The 17,764-nt window shown below is 72.2% G+C and carries 17 protein-coding genes; 8 read left to right on the plus strand and 9 right to left on the minus strand.

Annotation, left to right across the window (positions count from 1 at the left end):
• Positions 1–78 precede the first annotated feature (78 nt).
• A complete protein-coding gene (locus Asi02nite_RS36550; RefSeq protein ID WP_308440194.1) occupies positions 79–1,119 on the minus strand; it encodes an iron-containing redox enzyme family protein in 1,041 nt (346 codons plus the stop codon).
• Positions 1,120–1,191: 72 nt separating this feature from the next.
• On the opposite strand from Asi02nite_RS36550, the gene Asi02nite_RS36555 reads away from it, so the two are divergent.
• Entirely contained in the window at positions 1,192–1,416 is a 225-nt protein-coding gene (locus Asi02nite_RS36555; protein ID WP_203718627.1) for a CDGSH iron-sulfur domain-containing protein, read from the plus strand.
• A gap of 10 nt (positions 1,417–1,426) precedes the next feature.
• Here the strand turns inward: Asi02nite_RS36555 and Asi02nite_RS36560 are convergent, their stop codons facing one another.
• Positions 1,427–1,765 carry a YciI family protein gene (locus Asi02nite_RS36560; RefSeq protein WP_203718628.1) on the minus strand — a complete coding sequence of 113 codons (339 nt, stop codon included), beginning with the start codon at positions 1,763–1,765 and terminating at the stop codon, positions 1,427–1,429.
• Positions 1,766–1,871: 106 nt separating this feature from the next.
• On the opposite strand from Asi02nite_RS36560, the gene Asi02nite_RS36565 reads away from it, so the two are divergent.
• Positions 1,872–3,380 (plus strand): MFS transporter, encoded by a 1,509-nt coding sequence (locus tag Asi02nite_RS36565; protein ID WP_373312402.1) that lies wholly within the window; start codon positions 1,872–1,874, stop codon positions 3,378–3,380.
• Between the two features lie 641 nt (positions 3,381–4,021).
• Here Asi02nite_RS36565 and Asi02nite_RS36570 read toward each other — a convergent pair.
• Together Asi02nite_RS36570 and Asi02nite_RS36575 are read right to left on the minus strand one after the other, a co-directional pair.
• The gene (locus Asi02nite_RS36570) at positions 4,022–5,038 is read right to left on the minus strand and encodes a coiled-coil domain-containing protein (protein ID WP_203718630.1); all 1,017 of its coding nucleotides are present in this window, start codon (positions 5,036–5,038) and stop codon (positions 4,022–4,024) included.
• A 97-nt stretch (positions 5,039–5,135) separates the two neighbouring features.
• Positions 5,136–6,854 carry an IlvD/Edd family dehydratase gene (locus tag Asi02nite_RS36575; RefSeq protein ID WP_203718631.1) on the minus strand — a complete coding sequence of 573 codons (1,719 nt, stop codon included), beginning with the start codon at positions 6,852–6,854 and terminating at the stop codon, positions 5,136–5,138.
• 47 nt (positions 6,855–6,901) lie between these two features.
• On the opposite strand from Asi02nite_RS36575, the gene Asi02nite_RS36580 reads away from it, so the two are divergent.
• Together Asi02nite_RS36580 and Asi02nite_RS36585 are read left to right on the plus strand one after the other, a co-directional pair.
• Positions 6,902–7,918 (plus strand): zinc-dependent alcohol dehydrogenase, encoded by a 1,017-nt coding sequence (locus tag Asi02nite_RS36580; protein WP_203718632.1) that lies wholly within the window; start codon positions 6,902–6,904, stop codon positions 7,916–7,918.
• A 75-nt stretch (positions 7,919–7,993) separates the two neighbouring features.
• Positions 7,994–8,422: a GtrA family protein gene (locus Asi02nite_RS36585; RefSeq protein ID WP_203718633.1), complete on the plus strand. Its 429-nt coding sequence runs from the start codon at positions 7,994–7,996 to the stop codon at positions 8,420–8,422.
• Between the two features lie 13 nt (positions 8,423–8,435).
• Here the strand turns inward: Asi02nite_RS36585 and Asi02nite_RS36590 are convergent, their stop codons facing one another.
• Complete coding sequence (locus Asi02nite_RS36590; protein ID WP_203718634.1) at positions 8,436–9,122, minus strand: hypothetical protein; 687 nt, start codon at positions 9,120–9,122, stop codon at positions 8,436–8,438.
• 57 nt (positions 9,123–9,179) lie between these two features.
• Between Asi02nite_RS36590 and Asi02nite_RS36595 the strand changes: the two genes are divergently transcribed.
• A complete protein-coding gene (locus Asi02nite_RS36595) occupies positions 9,180–9,983 on the plus strand; it encodes an SDR family NAD(P)-dependent oxidoreductase (RefSeq protein WP_203718635.1) in 804 nt (267 codons plus the stop codon).
• A gap of 56 nt (positions 9,984–10,039) precedes the next feature.
• On the plus strand, positions 10,040–10,630 hold the full coding sequence (locus Asi02nite_RS36600; RefSeq protein ID WP_203718636.1) for a DUF1707 SHOCT-like domain-containing protein: 591 nt from the start codon (positions 10,040–10,042) through the stop codon (positions 10,628–10,630).
• A 54-nt stretch (positions 10,631–10,684) separates the two neighbouring features.
• Here the strand turns inward: Asi02nite_RS36600 and Asi02nite_RS36605 are convergent, their stop codons facing one another.
• The 4 genes from Asi02nite_RS36605 to Asi02nite_RS36620 all read right to left on the minus strand — a co-directional run bounded on the left by Asi02nite_RS36605 (position 10,685) and on the right by Asi02nite_RS36620 (position 14,776).
• On the minus strand, positions 10,685–12,808 hold the full coding sequence (locus tag Asi02nite_RS36605) for a beta-glucosidase family protein (protein ID WP_203718637.1): 2,124 nt from the start codon (positions 12,806–12,808) through the stop codon (positions 10,685–10,687).
• Entirely contained in the window at positions 12,805–13,662 is an 858-nt protein-coding gene (locus tag Asi02nite_RS36610) for a S41 family peptidase (protein ID WP_203718638.1), read from the minus strand. The genes Asi02nite_RS36605 and Asi02nite_RS36610 overlap by 4 nt, the downstream gene beginning before the upstream one ends.
• A 64-nt stretch (positions 13,663–13,726) precedes the next feature.
• Positions 13,727–14,380 (minus strand): hydrogenase nickel incorporation protein HypB, encoded by a 654-nt coding sequence (gene hypB / locus Asi02nite_RS36615; RefSeq protein ID WP_239127536.1) that lies wholly within the window; start codon positions 14,378–14,380, stop codon positions 13,727–13,729.
• 66 nt (positions 14,381–14,446) lie between these two features.
• Positions 14,447–14,776: a hydrogenase maturation nickel metallochaperone HypA/HybF gene (locus Asi02nite_RS36620; RefSeq protein WP_203718640.1), complete on the minus strand. Its 330-nt coding sequence runs from the start codon at positions 14,774–14,776 to the stop codon at positions 14,447–14,449.
• Positions 14,777–14,896: 120 nt separating this feature from the next.
• Between Asi02nite_RS36620 and Asi02nite_RS36625 the strand changes: the two genes are divergently transcribed.
• Positions 14,897–15,952 (plus strand): NADH-quinone oxidoreductase subunit B family protein, encoded by a 1,056-nt coding sequence (locus Asi02nite_RS36625; RefSeq protein WP_203718641.1) that lies wholly within the window; start codon positions 14,897–14,899, stop codon positions 15,950–15,952.
• Positions 15,953–15,973: 21 nt separating this feature from the next.
• Entirely contained in the window at positions 15,974–17,764 is a 1,791-nt protein-coding gene (locus tag Asi02nite_RS36630; protein ID WP_203718642.1) for a nickel-dependent hydrogenase large subunit, read from the plus strand.

The following is a 17,764-nucleotide window of genomic DNA, read 5'->3' on the forward strand; positions in this document are numbered from 1 at the left end:
TGCGGTTTGCGGTCAACCGCTGCCCGGATCAACCGCCGACCACCCAATCTCGGCAGGCAGGGTGGTCGGTCGCGCGGCTCAAGCCGCTCGGCCCGTCGGTGGCGCCGTGGCGGGGCGTAGGGAGCTTTCGCCCGCCGTCCAGCGGTCGATGACGTGGCGGGCCACGAGCGCGTCGATCGCCAGGCCGCAGCGAGCCCCGAAGAGGACGTCGCGGGCGCCGTCGGGGGTGTCGGCCGCGTAGCGGCCTGCCAGGTCGTACGCGGCGATCTGCTCGTGCACCGAGTCCGCCTCGACGTGCTCGTCGAAGAAGCGGGCCGTCGTGTCGTCGGCGCCGAGGCGGCGGGCGGCGGCCGCGAGGTGGCGGTTCGGTTCCGAAGACGTCATCTCGAACGCCGCGAGCTGCCCGACCAGCGCGCCACGCCAGCGGCGGTGCAGGCCGAACAGCGACATGAGGTTGACCGCGGCCAAGGTCACGGCCGGCACCCGGTCGGCATGCGCACCGTAGGTGCTGTCGACCCCGAAACCGTCCATCGTCGCCCGGAACAGCTCGGCGTGCATGCGCGGCAGCCGGCCACGGCCGTACTCGTCGATCTGGATCTCGACCAGCGCCGCCTTCGCGGCACCGCGCAGGCGGGGGATCGCGAACGTGTGCGGGTCCGCCTCCTTGAGCTGGTAGACTGAGCGATGCACGAGCAGCTCCCGGAACTGCTCGAGGGTCGCGTGCCGGCGGACGTGCGCGGCGAGCCCTGGACCGTCCTGTTCGGACACGAGCTTCAACAGCGCCCCCGGTACGTCGTCCGGCGGGTCCGCGTCACCCGCGAGCTCACGCAGCGCGGCCAGGAACGGGCGCTCGGCCGCCGCCCGCAACGCCAACAGCCCCGGATCCCACTCCCACTCCGGGTCGACTCCCGCGAAGCCCTGGAAATGCAACTCGTAGCAGAGATACAGGGTGAGCTGGAGGTCGCCGTCGTGAAGTGGGTCGGCGCCGGCGTCGAACAGCGCCGGGACGGTCAACTGGCCGGGATTCCCGGACAGCGCTGCCCGCAGCGCGGCCGAGACGGGTCCGCGCGGCGCCGGCATGACCGGCTCGGCGACGGACGGCAGGGAAACGATCGACACGAGGCCAACTGCCCGTGTCGCGGACGATCAAACCTGGGTTTCCAGGCCCGTACGCGGGGAAAACGCCTCTTCATGTCGACTGAGCGTGAACCGGCCGCGACCGTGACCCCGTACCCGGACGGGCCGCTGCTCCTCCGCGGTGACTTCGAGATGGTCACTGTTGACGGTGAGACGATCGAGACGCGGCGTTCGACGGTCGCGCTCTGCCGGTGCGGGATGTCGGCGATCAAACCATTCTGTGACGGTACGCACCGCACGACCCGTTTCAAGGCGGGCACCGGCCGTGACCCAGCGTGATCGCGTCCGCTCAGGGCAGGCGGTCTCCCGGGAACCCGCGGGTGGGGTGGGCGGTGAAGGTGAAGACGCCGGCCCGCACGGCCGGGTCCTCCTCCATGATCGCGACGGTGGCGTCGAGGTCCCGGTCGAAGACGCCGATGCCGCACACGTCCGTATCGTCCAGCACCGGGCAGACGATGCTGAGCGCGCCGTCGGCCCGCAGCCCGAAGTTGCGGCGGCCGTGCTCCCAGACGAGCGGCTCCGCCTCGGGCGTGCCGAACTTCGGGCCGGCCCGCAGGATCACCGCCGTGTACGGCTTCGTGGTGGCCAGGCCCGCGCGCATGTCGTCGTCGCTGACGTAGGTGGTCATCCCGCCTCCTCGCGATCACCGTAAACCTCGTACGCCGGGATCTGTCGAAACTCGGCACACGTCTCCGACCTCCGGTCGTGAACCTTCAGCGACCCGAGAGGTACTCATGAACGTGAACACCCCCCGAGCAGGACGACGCGAATGGACAGGGCTGGCGGTGCTGGCGCTGCCCTCCCTGCTGGTCTCGATCGACCTGTTCGTGCTGCTGCTCGCCATGCCGCAGCTCAGCGGCGACCTCGAGGCCTCCGGCACCGAGCAGCTATGGATCATCGACAGCTACGGTTTCCTGTTGTCCGGCGTCCTGATCACCATGGGCGCGGTGGGCGACCGACTAGGCCGGCGCCGCCTGCTCTTCACGGGCGCGACCGTCTTCGGGGTGGCATCGGTGGTGGCCGCCTACGCGACCGACCCGCTCATGCTGATCCTGGCCCGCGCGGTGCTCGGCATCGCCGGCGCGGCCATGGGCCCGACCACGCTCGCCCTGATCACCGGCATGTTCCGCGACCCGCGGCAACGCGCCACCGCGATCGGCGTCTGGCTGATGTCGATGATGGGCGGCGCCGCGATCGGCCCGGTCGTCGGCGGGGTGCTGCTCGCCCACTTCTGGTGGGGCTCGGTCTTCCTACTCGCGGTGCCCGCGATGGTCCTGCTGCTGGCGCTGGGCCCGGCGCTGCTACCTGGCGACAGCCGTGAGCGGCACCCCGCGCCGCTCGACCTGACCAGCATGGCGCTCTCGCTCGCGGCGATCCTGCCGGCCGTCTACGGCATCAAGGAACTGGCCCGGCACGGCGCCGAGCCGACACCGCTGGCCGCGCTGGCGGTCGGCCTGGCGTTCGCGGCGGCCTTCCTCCGCCGGCAGCGCGCGCTGGCACATCCGCTCGTAGACCTACGCCTGTTCCGGCAGTCGGCGTTCCGGACAGCCCTGGGCGCGATGTTCGTCAACACCATGCTGCCGGGGGCGACGATGGTCCTGATCACGCAGTTCCTGCAACTGGTCGCCGGCTACGACCCACTCGGCGCGGGCCTGGCCCTCCTGCCTGCGGTGGCCGCGGGCCTCGTCGCCACCCAGGTGGCCCCGCTGGCGGCCCGCCGCTTCCGCCCGGCCCCGTTGATCGCCGGCGGCCTCGCGGTCTCGGTCGCGGGCTTGCTGCTGCTCACGACCGCCGACAGCGTGGCGGTGGTGATCGCCGGGATGGCCCTCTTCAACGCGGGCGCCGGGCCCCTGGTCACCCAGGGCACGGGCATCGTGGTGGGCTCGGTGCCACCGGAGAAGGCGGGCTCGGCCGCCTCGCTGTCGCAAACGGCCAACGAGTTCGGCTTCGCCCTGGGCGTCGCGGTCATGGGGAGCCTGGCGGCCGCAGTCTATCGCCACGGGGCACCGGCGGGCGCGGGCGACTCGCTCGCCGCGACGTCGCCGGCTCTGCTCGACGGGGCCCGCGCCGCCTTCACGGACGGGCTTCACGTGGTGGCGGGCGTCAGCGCGCTCACGATGGCGCTGACCGCGGTGGTCTGCTTGCGGGTCTTCCGTGGGCTACGGCCGGTGGGCCAGCCAGCGGCGCCCCAGCCGCCGCAGGAAGCCGCGCCGCGAGATCGGGGGCCAGCCATGCACGCCTAACCAAGACCACGAACCCGTGGCGCCACGGTCAGCGGCTGGCGTAGCCATCAAGCGGGCGGGGCCGCTCACTACGCGGCGGGCGGGCACGGACGGGCGCTGCCCGCGCCGCGTCGCTCGGCGTCGGGCTGGGCTGCTCGGCGTCGGGCTGGGCCGCTCCGCGTCGGGCTGGGCCGACGCCGGTCGCGCCGGGCCGGGCCGGGAGGCGTCGCGCTGGGTCGCGTCGCGCTGGGTCGCGTCGGGCCGGGTCGCGTCGGGCCGGGTCGGGTGGTGCCGGGGCTGCGCCGCACTGCCAGCACCGCGCCCAGGCCTGCGGCACCGCGGGAAGCGCTGGGCCGCGCCGGGCGGCGCCGGGCCGAATCGCGCTGGGTTCCGCCGGGCCGGGGTGCACGCCACCCTTGAAGCGCTGGGACGGGCGCGCTGGCGCCAATGCGGGCGCCTGCCGCGCCCGACCGGGCTGCTTCCGGCCGTGTGGGGTGCGGCGCCCTGCCGTGCCGGCGTGTGCCGCGCCGCGGGTGGCCTACGCACCGTGCCGGGCTGCGCCTTGCCCGGCCCGACTGGCGACAACGAGACGGGCCCACCCGATGCGCGCCCGTGAAAGGCGACGTCTTCAGGTGGGCCCGGAACCACGACCCGTCAGGTCGTCAAAGCATTGACATGTGGACGTGGTCCGTATGGTCGCTCTCGCCGCTATACGACTTCCAACCCGTAGCCGGGAACCAGATTTTCTTGTACCAGATCACGTACAGGATCCCGAGTTGGTCCGCGTTGCGGACCAGGAAGGCCGCCAGGTTGTTGCCGTACATCTTCTCGTCCCGGTTCGACGCGCTGGCGAAGCCGCTCTTTCGCAGCGACCAGTCGCAGGCCCGCCCCTTCGGATGCTCATACGGGCCACCCGACCGGTAGCAACCCACGAACCTGTTGAACCCGACCCGCTTCACTTCCTTGTACGCGTGCAGCGTGCGCGGCGTGATGCACCCGCTGGTCGTCGGGTCCTCCTGGTTGCAGGACTCGTCCGGCCAGCTGCCGTCGGCCGCCCGCGGCGCCTGCCGGGCCTTCGGTGACGTGGCCACCACGTCGCCGCCCGTCAGGGCCAGGCCGCCCACCTGGTTCAGCGCCTTCTCGGCCGTGCTCCGCTGCTTGGCGATCGAGTCCGCCGCCGCCTTCTGGGTCGCGACCTCAGCGTCGATCGCCGCCTTCGCCGTCGCGGCCTGCTCCTCCGCGTTGACCAGCTCCTGCAGCCGCCCGGCGTTGTACTGGTTGATCCGCTCCAGCGCCGTCGCCCGCTCCAGGAAGCCGTTCGGGTCCGAGGCGTTCAGCATCGCGGCCATCGCCGTGATGCGGCCCGAGCGGTACGACTCCGTGGCGAACTGTGTCACCTGCGGGCGCAGCTCCTCGATCCGCCGCTCCGCCTGCTGGAGCTGCAGGTCGAGCTGAAGCTGCTTCTGCCGCGACTTGTCGAGCACCGCCTTCGCCTTGGCGTACTGCTTGCCCGTCGACGCCAGCACGTCGCCGAGCAGCGGCACCTCTTTCTCCTTCGGCGCCGCCGGTGTCGGCGTCGGGTTCGGCGCGCCGGCGGCCGCGGACGGCAGCACGGCGACCGTGGCGGCGGCGACCAGGGCCAGAGCAGTTGCGAGCCAGCGTCGTCGCGCGGCGGTCATGCTTGTCGTTTCCCTCCGTCAAACCGCGCACGAGCATACCCAAGGGAGATCCGGTCGCAACTGGTGCACAAAGCGACAGGCCCGTCGCCACCTGTGATTAGTGCGAGTCGCGGGGCACGCGGTCGCCGCTGCCACCGACCAGAAAGTCCAGATCCGCACCTGTTTCGGCGCCGCGGACCGTGTCGACGTACAGCTTCTCCCAGCCGCGTGTCGGCCGGGCCAGGGCCGCGACCATCGCGGGCGCGGGCTCCCGGGCCGCGAACTCGGCCGCCGGCACGTCGACGTCGATACGCCGCCCCTCCACGTCCAGCACGATCGGGTCGCCGTCGCGGACCTTCGCCAGCGGCCCGCCGGCCGCGCCCTCGGGTGCGACGTGCAGCACCACCGTCCCGTACGCGGTGCCGCTCATCCGCCCGTCACACACCCGCACCATGTCGCGTACGCCCTGGTGCAGCAGTTTCCGCGGCAGCGGCAGGTTGGCCACCTCCGGCATCCCGGGGTAGCCGCGCGGGCCGCAACCGCGCAGCACCAGCACGGAGTCGGCGTCGACCTCCAGCGCGGGGTCGTCGATCCGGTGATGCAGGTCCTCGACCGAGTCGAAGACGACGGCCCGGCCACGGTGCTGCAGCAGCGCCGCGGTCGCCGCCGCCGGCTTGATGATCGCGCCGTCGGGCGCCAGGTCGCCGCGGAGCACCGCGATACCCGCGTCGGCCATCAGGGGCGTCGAACGCGGCCGGATGACCTCGGGATCATGGATCGCCCCGTCCGAGAGATACTCACCCAACGGCCGCCCGGTCACGGTCAAAGCGGACAAGTCCAATAAATCAGAAATCTCCCGCAAGACAGCGGCCAAGCCCCCCGCCCGGTGGAAGTCCTCCATCAGGTGCCGCCCCGCCGGCTGCAGGTCGACGAGCAGCGGAATCCCGTGCCCGGCCCGGTCGATCTCGTCCAGCGTCAGCGGCACCCCCAACCGCCCGGCGAGCGCGAGCAGATGCACCACAGCATTCGTCGACCCACCCAGCGCCCCGAGCGCCACGATCGCGTTGTGGAACGACGCCTTCGTGATCACCTGGCTCGGCCGCCGCCCGTCCCGGACCATCGAGACCGCGAGCCGCCCCGACTCGTGCGCCTGGGCCAGCAACCGGCTGTCCGGCGCCGGCAGCCCCGCCGTCCCCGGCAGCGTCGTGCCGAGCACCTCGGCCAGCAGGCCCATCGTCGACGCCGTACCCATCGTGTTGCAGTGGCCCTTGCTCCGGATCATCGCCGACTGCGACGCCTGGAAGTCCCGGTTCGACAGCGTGCCCGCGCGGACCTCCTCGGAGAGCCGCCACACGTCGGTGCCGCAGCCGAGCGGCACACCGCGGAACGTGCCGGACAGCATCGGCCCGCCCGGCACGACCAGCGCCGGCAGGTCGACCGAGGCGGCGCCCATCAGCAGCGACGGGATGGTCTTGTCGCAACCGCCGAGCAGCACGACGCCGTCGATCGGGTTGGCCCGGATCATCTCCTCGATGGCCATCGCGGCCATGTTGCGCCAGAGCATCGCGGTCGGCCGGACCTGCGTCTCACCCAGGGACACGACGGGCAGTTCCAGGGGTATGCCGCCCGCCTCCCAGACGCCGTTGGCGACGCTGCGGGCGACCTCGGTCAGGTGCATGTTGCACGGCGTCAGGTCGGAGGCGGTGTTGGCGATGGCGATCTGGGGCCGGCCGTCGAACGCCGAGTCGGGCGCGCCGCGGCGCATCCAGGCCCGGTGGATGTACGAGTTGCGGTCCTGGCCGGCATACCACGCGTCGGAGCGGAGGGGGGCAGGCATACTGCCCATTATCAAGATTCGCCTGATCGGGTGGCAGGGGGTGGCGGGTGCGGGCTTTCGTCGTCGTCGGGCCGGGCCGGGCGGACGTGCTGGACGTCCCCGCGCCGGTGCCCCGGATCGGTGAGGTGATCGTCGATGTCGAGCGCGCCGGCGTCTGTGGCACCGACGCCGAGTTCTACTCGGGGCACATGGCCTACCTGCACAGCGGCGACGCGGCGTACCCGATCAGAATCGGTCATGAGTGGTGCGGCGTGGTGTCCGAGGTCGGCGCTGACGTCGACCGCGAATGGCTCGGCCGGCGGGTCACCGGCGACACCATGCTGGGCTGCGGCGACTGCTTCCGCTGCCTGAGCGGCCGGCAGCACCTGTGCGCGGACCGCTTCGAGATCGGCATCAGGGGCGGCTGGCCGGGCGCGCTGGCGGAGCAGCTACCGGTGCCCGTACGGGCGCTGCACCCGTTGCCCGACTCGGTCGACGCGACGCTCGGCGCCCTGGTCGAGCCGGGCGGCAACGCGCTGCGGGTGGTCGAGGCGGCCGCGGTCACGGCGTCGACCAGGCTACTGGTGCTCGGCCCCGGGACCATCGGCCTGCTGACCGCCCAGATCGCCGCGGCCCGCGGTGCGGAGGTGCACCTGCTGGGCCGGGACGCGGAGTCGCTGGCGTTCGCCCGCTCGCTGGGCTTCGCGCACACCTGGACCGCGGACGATCTTCCGGCGGACCTGACGTTCGACGCCGTCGTCGACGCGACCAACGCACGGGATCTGCCGGGTTTCGCGGTGCGCCGGGTCGAGCCTGGGGGCCGGGTGGTCTACATCGGTCTCGCGGAGGAGCCGTCGCTCGTCGACTCGCGCGCGTTGGTGCTCAAGGACGTGAGCGCCGTCGGCGTGCTGAGCGCGTCGGGCGGACTGTCGGGAACGATCGAGTTGTACGCGACGGGCGCGGTGGACCCCCGGCCGCTGGTCGCGACGACCGTCGGCCTTGCCGACGCGGCCGACGTGCTGGCCGGCCGCCGCCCGTCGTCGTGGGGTGCGGCACCAAAAGTTCATGTGGACCCACGCCGGTGATCCACAGGTAGCGCGGCTAGGGTGTGCGGCGTGCGCCGAGCCAAACGAATCTTGCGACTGGCCTACGCACACTCGGTGACCCGGTTCCTCGCCCTGGCGGCCCTGGGCTTCGGCTTCGACCTGACGCTGCTGGCCGTCCTCGACGCCACCACACCGTTGCCGCCGGCGGCCACCGTGACGATCGCGTTCTGGCTCACGTACGCGCTGAACTTCGCCCTGAACCGCACGTTCGCCTTCCATGCCAACGGCCATGGCGTACGCGGGCAACTGGCGCGCTTCGCACCCCAGGTCCTGGGCGACTACGTCCTGACGGTGGTGGGCGTGACGGCCCTGGGCGCGCTCGGCCTCGGCCTGGTCCCGGCCCGCATCATCGCCGGCGGCACGAACCTGGTCTTCAACTACGTCCTCTACCGCTGGTGGACCTTCCGCCGCCGGCCGGAGCCGCCACCGGCACCGGCCGAGGAGCCGGCGCTCGCCCTGGCCGCCGCGGACCGGACACCGTAGCCGGGCCGCCCTTTCAGGACGCTTTCTCCAGCGCGAAGTCCGGCACCGCGTCCCAGCTCAGGGTCGTCTCCAGCTCGGCTGCCACCGCGTCGGCCGTCAGGCGGGCGCCGTGCAGGTGGATCCGGGCGCAGGTGATCGCCCCGGTCAGGCCGATCGCGTGACGGCCGCCCGGGCGGGGGCGCAGGACGCTGCTGGCCGCCGGCCCACCGCGCAGCGGACCCGGCCAGACCTCGCTGCGCCAGCCCGAGACGAGGCCGTGGGCCAGGCAGTGCCGCACCTGCATCCAGCCGTCGCCCCGGCGTTCCGCCTCCGGCAGGTCGATGGTCTCGATCTCGGGGCGGCGGCCGATGCCGGGGGCGCTCCAGACCCGCACCGCCGGCGCGTCGGCCAGGCGGGCGTTGATCGCCGGGAACTCACCCGCGCACCTGCGGCGGAACTCGGCCACCGTCGGGTTGTTCATGGCGGTCCGGCGGGCGATCTGACCCAGCCCGTACCCCCGTTGGTGCAACGCCGTCGCCAGGAAGTCCTCGACGAAGCCCTCGAAGGCGGAGATCACGCCGAGTACGACGGCGGGTGGCAGCGCCGAGAAGTTGCCGGCGTTTCCGGGTGTACGCGGGTGCAGGCTCACCAGGCGCCGCGGCACCTCGAGCGCCCGGGCGAACCGGTTGACGCTGTCCTGCTGGACGACCGGGAACGACATGCCCGACATTGTCGCGGTGAGGCCGTCCCGACGGGGCGCCCGGCCAGAATGTCCGGTATGGACCTGCAGCTCGCCGGCAAGAAGGCGATCGTCACCGGCGGCAGCCGCGGCATCGGCAACGCGATCGCCTGGGCGCTGGCCCGCGAGGGCTGCGACCTCGGCCTGGTCGCCCGCCACCACGACGAGGTGGGCGGCGCGGCCCGCGAGCTGCACGACGCGATCGGCAACCGGGTGGTCCCGCTGGTGGCCGACGCCACCGACCGGGACGCCGTCGACCAGATGGTGACCGCCGCGATCGACCTGCTCGGCTGCGTCGACATCCTGGTCAACTGCGCGGCCCGCCCGGCGGGCGCCGGCACGTCGCCGCCACCGCTCGACGAGATCACCGACGAGCGCTTCCACGAGGAGATGAACACCAAGGTCATGGGCTACCTGCGGTGTGCGCGGGCGGTCGCACCGCACATGCGCCGGGCGGGCTGGGGCCGGATCATCTCGATCTCCGGGCTGGCGGCCCGCCGCACGGGCGACACGATCGCGAGCATGCGCAACGTGGCGGTGGTCGCGATGACCCGCAACCTGGCGGAGGAGCTCGGCCCGTCCGGCATCAACGTGACGGCGGTGCACCCGTCGAGCCCGTTCACGCAACGCAGCCCGGCGCTGGTCCGCGGTCTGGCGCAGCGCGAGGGCATCACGGAGGACGAGGCCACGACCCGGATGCTCGCGGACAACGCGCTCCACAAGGTCATCCACGCGGACGACATCGCGGCCGTGGTCACCTTCCTGGCTTCACCGCTCTCGATAGCCATGAACGGCGACACCATCCCCACCGGCGGCGGCGTGGGCCAGTCGATCTACTACTGACCCCGTCCGGTTGCGACGGTTCCGGACCGTCGCGTCCGGGCCGTACAGTCACCTGTGTGAGCGCCGAACTCCCCGCGCAGCGCGACCAACGGGACATCCGGATGTCCGACGCCGAGCGGGAGACCGTGTTGGCCCGGCTCAACAGCGCGGTGTCCGAAGGTCGCATCACCATGGCCGAGTTCGAGGACCGGGTCGACGGGGTGTTGCGGTCCCGGACCTTCCGCGAGGTCGAGCCGTTCGTCGCCGACCTGCCGAGTGTCGCGGCGGCCACGCCGCCCGCCGACGTGCTCGAGCTGCGCAGCCACGCCGGGCAGGTCAGGCGGAGCGGGCGCTGGGCCGTGCCCCGCAAGCTCGTCGTGAAAGGCATGGCCGCCATGGTCAAGCTCGACTTCCGCGAGGCCGTGCTCAGCCACCGGGTGGTCGAGGTCGAGCTGGCGACCCAGGCCGGCTCGACGGTCATCATCCTGCCGCGCGGCGGCACGGCCGACATCGACGGCCTCGGCACGACCGCCGGCATGGCGCGCTGCCAGGTGCCCGCGGTGCCCGAGCCGGGCTCGACCGGCCCGCACGTGGTCGTCACGGGCAGCGCCGCGGCGGGCACGATCGTGGTGCGCTACGCCTACCAACTCGGCCGTTGGAGCTGGTGACCCCGCTGCCGCGTGGCCGAGACAGCGACCGGCCACCCCGGCCGCAGGCGACGATCAGGCCAGGTCGACCGCGTCCGTGACGGAGTCCGGATGGTGTTGCGCGGCGACCAGGCGCCAGCGGCCCGGGCGGGGGGACCAGGTGCCCGTCGTCGCGTCGCGGTGGCGGGTCGGTGTCAGGTCCAGTGCGACCTCCACCTCGGCAGTCGCGCCGGCGTCCAAGGCGACCCGGGCGAAGCCGACCAGCAGCGGCACCGCCGGTGTCGCGTCCGCGTCCACCGCATAGACCTGGACCACCGTGGACCCCGCGCGAGCGCCCGTGTTGGTCACCCGCACCGCGGCGACCTCCCGCGACGACCGGAGCAGCGTCACCGAGAACGTCGTGTAACCCAGCCCGAAACCGAACGGGTACGCCGCCGGATGCCCGTCGTGGTCCAGCTTCCGCTGGCCCCACCACGCGTCGTACGTGATGCGCCGCGCGGCAGGGTCGAAGAACGGCAGGTGCGCCGCCGAGGTCGGGATGGCCAGCGGCAGCCGCCCGCCCGGCTCCGCCGCGCCGGTGAGGATGTCGGCGATCGCCCGACCGCCGGCCATCCCCGGGTACCAGGCCAGCAGGATCGCCGCCACCCGCGACCGCCAGGACTCCATGACGACGGCGCTACCCGCGATGACCACCACCACCGAACGGGGGTTCGCCGCCGCCACCGCCGCGATCAGTGACTCGTCGGCCGCGTGCAGCGTGAGCGCGGTGCGGTCGCCGCCCGCCCCGAAAAGGGTCGCCCGCCGCGCCGCCCACGCCGCGAGCCGCTGCACCGGACGCAGCGTGAACGGGAAACCCAGGAACGCGAAGCTCGCCGGGTCGTCGTTGACCATCCGCTCGCCCTCGTCGCCCGGGCCCATCCCGGCCACGACCACCACCGCGTCCGCGGCGGCGGCGAGCCGGGCGGCCGCGGCGACGTCACGACCGTCCACATGGTCCACCGAAGCCGCGGGCAAGGCCGCACGCAACCCGGACAGAGGCGTGGACGTCGTCGGTGGATCCACCATGGACGATCCGCGATCCCCGAGGTTCGCCGCCTCCGCCAGCCGCCCGACCACCAGCAGCCGGCGGACCGCGGGCGACAGCGGCAACACCGGACCGTCGCCACCCACGGGCGCGTTGCGCAGCAGCACCGCACCGCGCACCGCGACTTCGTGCGCGAGCGCCCGGTGCGCCGCGGAGGCGACCACGTCGGCCGCCGGCTGCGCCGGGTCCCGGCCGGCGTAGTGCCGCAGCGTCGTCGCCAGGATCCGCCGCGCCGCGCGCAGCACGACCGCCCGCGAAACCCGCCCTGTCCGCAACGCCGACGGCAGCGACCGCGCCCGGTGCATCCGCAGCGGCATCTCCACGTCGAGCCCGGCCTCCAAGCCACCGACCGCGTCGTGCGTGCCCCACACCCAGTCGCTCGTCACGAAGCCCGCGAACCCCCACGAGTCGCGCAGGATCGCGGTGAGCAGCACCGGGTTCTCGTCGGCATACACACCGTTGACCCGGTTGTACGCGCTCATCACCGACTCGGCGCCGGCGTCGATCACGGCCTTGAAATGCGGCAGGTAGCACGCGTGCAGGTCCTGCGGCGAGACCTGGACGTCGACCTGGAACCGCGCGTTCTCGATGGAGTTGAGCGCGAAGTGCTTGACGCAGGCCATCACGTTGCGCCGCAGCCCGCTGGTCAGCGCCGCACCCATCCGCCCGATCAGCACCGGGTCCTCGCCGTAGCACTCCTGCGCCCGCCCCCAGGCCGGGTGCCGCAGCAGGTTGACGCAGACCGCGGCGGAGTAGTTGGCGCCCTGTGCCCGCGCCTCCAGCCCCATCGCCAGCCCGACCCGCTCCTCGAGCGCGGGATCCCACGTCGCCGCCCGCGCCATCGTCACCGGGAACGCCGTCGACCGCCCCATCACCACCCCGCGCGGCCCGTCGCTGAACCGGATGCCGGGGATGCCCAGCCGGGGCACGGCGCCCGCCACCACCGGCCCCGTCTTGACCCGTGCCGGCAGCCGGGCGACCGCCCGTACCGGCAGATCGCCGTCGAGCAGCCAGAGCACCTCGGCGTCGGAGAGCCCGGCCAGAAGCCGATCGGCCGCCGCGTCGGCCGAGCCGCCGTCACGCACCGCGGAAACCGCGGAGGCGAAGGCGGTCACGGCAGGCCCAGCGCCACGTCGAGCGCGTCCGCCGCCCCGCTGGGCACGTCCGGCACGACCCCCTTGCCCTCCCAGTTGCCGCCGGTGACGGCGTCGCGCACGTAGGCCCGCGGCACCTGCGCCAGCACGGTCGGCGCGAGCCGGATCGGCAGCACGTGGTCGGCCGCACCCGGCGTGGCCACGCCCACCACCGTCACCCGCGAGCGGGCCCGCAGGTGGTAGGCGAGCGCCTCGCCGGACGAGTAGGTGCCGGGCCCGACCAGCAGGTACGCGTCCTGTGACAGCGCCGTGCCGGGCGGCCGCGCCGGCGTCCACCACTCCCGGACGCCCGATTCGGAGACCACGTCCGACAGCTTGACCGACCGGTCGCCCAGCAGCCAGCCCGCGATCCAGGCGACGGTCGCGGGGTCGCCGCCACCGTTGCCGCGCAGGTCCACCACGAGACGACGGGCACCACGGAGCAGACCGAAGGCGGCGTCGACGTACGGCTGGGCGAGCGCGACCGCATCGAGCGTGTCGATCCGCACGACGCCCGTGCCGTCGTCGAGCCGGCTCACCCGCGACACCCCGGCCGCCCGCGCCCGCACGGCCGCCGGGTCCGGGGGCGGCCACTCTCCCGGCGAGTCGGAGGCCGGCTCGGTCCCGCCCGGCTCGAAGAACAGTTCGACGTGCCGGGCGTGGGGCCACGCGGCCGCGGAGATCGCGGCGCAACCCGCGGCGCTGATGAGGTCGGTGTCCGCGCCGAACGCGGCGGTCAGTCCGGCGACGAGCGCGTCGCGCCGGTCGCCGGCCGGCATGAGCCGCACCAGCCATTCGGTGAGCCGCCCGGCGACCTCGCCCACGGTGGGAGTCATCCCGCGACGGTAGGCCACCCGACCCGCGCGGCGGGTACGCCGAGCGCGAACAGGACCGGCACCGTCACCGCGCCGGTGGGTGGAGCCACTGGGACGCGATCCAGTCGAACCAGGCCTGCATGCCCTCGCCCGTGGTCGCGGAGACCGCCAGCATCGTCAGGTCGGGGTTGACCGCCCGCGCGTGCTTGGCGAACAGGTCCAGGTCGAACTCGACGTACGGCAGCAGGTCGACCTTGTTGACCACCACCAGGTCCGCGGCCGCGAACATGTACGGGTACTTCAGCGGCTTCTCCGTGCCCTCCGTCACCGAGATGACGACGACCTTGCGCTGCTCGCCGAGGTCGAACATTGCCGGGCAGACGAGGTTGCCCACGTTCTCCACGAACACCACGGCACCGGCCGGCGGGTCCAGCCGGGACAGCGCCGAGCGCACCAGCGCCGCGTCGAGGTGGCAGCCGGCGCCCGTGTTGACCTGGACCGCCGGCGCGCCCGTGCGGCGGATCCGGTCGGCGTCCAGCGAGGTGGCCTGGTCACCCTCGATCACCGCGGCCGGGCGGACCCTGGCCATCGCGAGCAGCGTCCGTTCCAACAGCGTGGTCTTGCCGGAACCGGGGGAGCTCATCAGGTTGAGCGCGATCGCGTCCCGCTTCCGGAGCCACGCCCGGTTGTCCCGGGCGATCGCGTCGTTCTTGGCCAGCACGTTCTGTTCCAACGACACGCGCTCGTGCCGGTGACCAGAGTCGCCCGCGTGATCCGAGTCGCAACCGCAGGTGCCGCACACCGGTCAACCCACCTCCATCGAGACGATCTTCAACTCGCGGCCGGCGAGCACCGAGACGTCGGCGCTTCCGCACGCGCACAGCAACACGGGGTCGGGCAGGTCGAACGACACGCCGCAGGAGCGACACGCCGCCCGGCCCGGGGTGAGGTCGATGTGGAGCTTGGCGCCCTCGACGACGGTCCCGGCGGCGACCAGGTCGAAGCAGAACTCCACCGCGGACGGTACGACCGCCGTCAGTGCCCCGACCCGCAGGTGCACGGCATGGACGGGCCGGGAGCCCGCCCGGGACAGCACCTCGTCCACCACGCTCTGGGTGATCGCCAGCTCGTGCACGGGCCCCCTAAGTCGACATTTGTCTGCGTTGCACCCACTTGCAAGCTAGGTCCGATATTACGCTGAGCACCGGGATACGCACGTTCAGCGACGCCGGACGCGCTCGGGAAGGCGGATACCATGCCGACACAGGAAGCGATCAAGGCCGAGGACACCCTCATCCACGTCCTCTGGATCAACGCCGGCCTGAGCTGCGACGGCGACTCGGTGTCACTGACGGCGGCGAGCCAGCCGAGCATCGAGGAGATCGCCCTCGGCGCGCTGCCCGGACTGCCCAAGGTGGCCGTCCACTGGCCACTGATCGACTTCGAGTGCGGGCCCAACGGCGGGCAGGACGACTTCCTGGAGTGGTACTTCAAGGCCGACCGCGGCGAGCTCGACCCGTTCGTACTGGTGGTCGAGGGCTCGATCGCCAACGAGGAGCTCAAGAGCGAGGGCTACTGGACCGGCTTCGGCAACAACCCGGCCACCGACCAGCCGATCACGATGAGCGGCTGGCTCGACCGGCTCGCTCCGAAGGCGACCGCGATCGTGGCGACCGGCACCTGCGCGACGTACGGCGGCATCCACGCGATGGCCGGCAACCCGACCGGCGCGATGGGCGTGGCCGACTACCTCGGCTGGGACTGGAAGTCCAAGGCCGGCATCCCGATCGTCAACGTGCCCGGCTGCCCGATCCAGCCCGACAACATGTCGGAGACGCTGGTCTACCTGCTCTACATGGCCACGGGCCAGGCGCCGATGATCCCGCTCGACGACGCGCTGCGGCCCACCTGGCTGTTCGGCGCGACCGTGCACGAGGGCTGTGACCGCGCCGGCTACTACGAGCAGGCCGACTTCGCGACCGAGTACGGCTCGCCGAAGTGCATCGTCAAGCTCGGCTGCTGGGGCCCGGCGGTGAAGTGCAACGTGCCCAAGCGCGGCTGGATGAACGGTCTTGGCGGCTGCCCCAACGTCGGCGGCATCTGCATCGGCTGCACGATGCCCGGCTTCCCCGACAAGTTCATGCCGTTCATGGACGAGCCGCCCGGCGGCAAGCTCTCCTCGACGACGGTGGCGGCCTACGGCAAGACGATGCGCAGCCTGCGCCACATCACGACCCACACGCTGGACCGCGAGCCCAAGTGGCGCAAGCGCGGCCGCGAACTGACCACGGGCGCGAAACGCACCTGGTGACCCAAGAGAGGCCGAACACCCATGACGGTGACGCAACCGCAGCGGGCCCCGGGTACGGGCACCGAGTCCCTTGTGGACATGGCGTGGGACCCGATCACCCGCATCGTCGGGAGCCTGGGTATCTACACGAAGATCGACTTCAACCAGCGGGTGGTCGCCGAGTGCCACAGCACCAGCTCGATCTTCCGCGGCTACTCGATCTTCATGAAGGGCAAGGACCCGCGGGACGCGCACTTCATCACGAGCCGGATCTGCGGCATCTGCGGCGACAACCACGCGACCTGCTCCTGCTACGCGCAGAACATGGCGTACGGCGTGAAGCCGCCCGCGATCGGTGAGTGGATCGTCAACCTCGGCGAGGCGGCCGAGTACATGTTCGACCACAACATCTTCCAGGAGAACCTGGTCGGGGTCGACTACTGCGAGAAGATGGTCGCCGAGACCAACCCGGGCGTGCTGGAGCAGGCCAACCGCACCGAGTCGCCCAACGCCGGCGCGCACGGCTACCGCACCATCGGCGACATCATGCGAGCGCTCAACCCGTTCACCGGCGCGCACTACCGCGAGGCCCTCCAGGTCAGCCGGATGACCCGCGAGATGTTCTGCCTCATGGAGGGGCGGCACGTCCATCCGTCCACGTTGTACCCGGGCGGCGTCGGCACGGTCGCGACGATCCAGCTCATGACCGACTACATGAGCCGGCTCATGCGCTACGTCGAGTTCATGAAGAAGGTCGTGCCCATGCACGACGACCTCTTCAACTTCTTCTACCAGGCCCTGCCCGGCTACGAGATGGTCGGCAACCGGCGGATCCTGCTGGGCTGCTGGGGCTCGTTCCAGGACCCGGAGCACTGCAACTTCGAGTACAAGGACATGACCGACTGGGGTCGCAAGATGTACGTGACCCCGGGCATCGTCGTCGACGGCAAGCTGGTCACCACCGACCTCGTCCGGATCAACCTCGGCATCCGCATCCTGCTCGGCTCGTCCTACTACCAGGACTGGGAAGACCAGGAGATGTTCGTGACGCAGGACCCGCTGGGGAACCCGGTCGACCGCCGGCACCCGTGGAACCAGCACACGAACCCGCGGCCGCAGAAGCGGGACCTGGACAACAACTACAGCTGGGTGATGTCGCCGCGCTGGTTCGACGGCAAGGACTACCTGGCCCTCGACACGGGCGGCGGGCCGCTGGCCCGGCTCTGGTCGACCGCGCTGGCCGGCCTGGTCGACATCGGCTACGTGCAGGCGACCGGGCGCAGCGTGAAGATCAACCTCCCGAAGACCGCGCTGAAGGGCCCGGTCGAGCTGGAGTGGCACATTCCCCAGTGGAGCAACACGCTGGAGCGGAACCGGGCCAGGACCTACTTCCAGGCGTACGCGGCCGCCTGCGCGCTGCACTTCGCCGAGCGGGCGCTGGCCGAGATCCGGGCCGGGCGCACCAAGACCTGGGAGAAGTTCGACGTCCCCAAGGACGGCATCGGCTGCGGCTTCACCGAGGCGGTCCGCGGCGTGCTCTCGCACCACATGGTGATCCGGGACGGGAAGATCGCCAACTACCACCCGTACCCGCCGACGCCGTGGAACGCGAGTCCCCGCGACAGCTTCGGCACGCCGGGCCCCTACGAGGACGCGGTGCAGGGCCAGCCGATCTTCGAGGAGAACGACCGGGAGCACTTCAAGGGCATCGACATCATGCGTACGGTGCGCAGCTTCGATCCCTGCCTGCCCTGCGGCGTGCACATGTACCTGGGCAACGGCAAGAAGCTGGAAATGCTGCACTCGCCGACGCAGACGGCCGGCACCGAGTGA

Source organism: Asanoa siamensis, from assembly GCF_016862555.1.
In the GTDB taxonomy this organism is placed as follows: Bacteria; Actinomycetota; Actinomycetes; order Mycobacteriales; family Micromonosporaceae; genus Asanoa; species Asanoa siamensis.

Coding starts and splice junctions, on each gene's coding strand:
- Asi02nite_RS36570 (WP_203718630.1), bottom strand. CDS start 5,038: ATGACCGCCGCGCGACGACGCTGGCTCGCAACTGCTCTGGCCCTGGTC.
- Asi02nite_RS36625 (WP_203718641.1), top strand. CDS start 14,897: ATGCCGACACAGGAAGCGATCAAGGCCGAGGACACCCTCATCCACGTC.
- Asi02nite_RS36590 (WP_203718634.1), bottom strand. CDS start 9,122: ATGTCGTTCCCGGTCGTCCAGCAGGACAGCGTCAACCGGTTCGCCCGG.
- Asi02nite_RS36595 (WP_203718635.1), top strand. CDS start 9,180: ATGGACCTGCAGCTCGCCGGCAAGAAGGCGATCGTCACCGGCGGCAGC.
- Asi02nite_RS36555 (WP_203718627.1), top strand. CDS start 1,192: ATGTCGACTGAGCGTGAACCGGCCGCGACCGTGACCCCGTACCCGGAC.
- Asi02nite_RS36630 (WP_203718642.1), top strand. CDS start 15,974: ATGACGGTGACGCAACCGCAGCGGGCCCCGGGTACGGGCACCGAGTCC.
- Asi02nite_RS36575 (WP_203718631.1), bottom strand. CDS start 6,854: ATGCCTGCCCCCCTCCGCTCCGACGCGTGGTATGCCGGCCAGGACCGC.
- Asi02nite_RS36565 (WP_373312402.1), top strand. CDS start 1,872: ATGAACGTGAACACCCCCCGAGCAGGACGACGCGAATGGACAGGGCTG.
- Asi02nite_RS36560 (WP_203718628.1), bottom strand. CDS start 1,765: ATGACCACCTACGTCAGCGACGACGACATGCGCGCGGGCCTGGCCACC.
- Asi02nite_RS36610 (WP_203718638.1), bottom strand. CDS start 13,662: ATGACTCCCACCGTGGGCGAGGTCGCCGGGCGGCTCACCGAATGGCTG.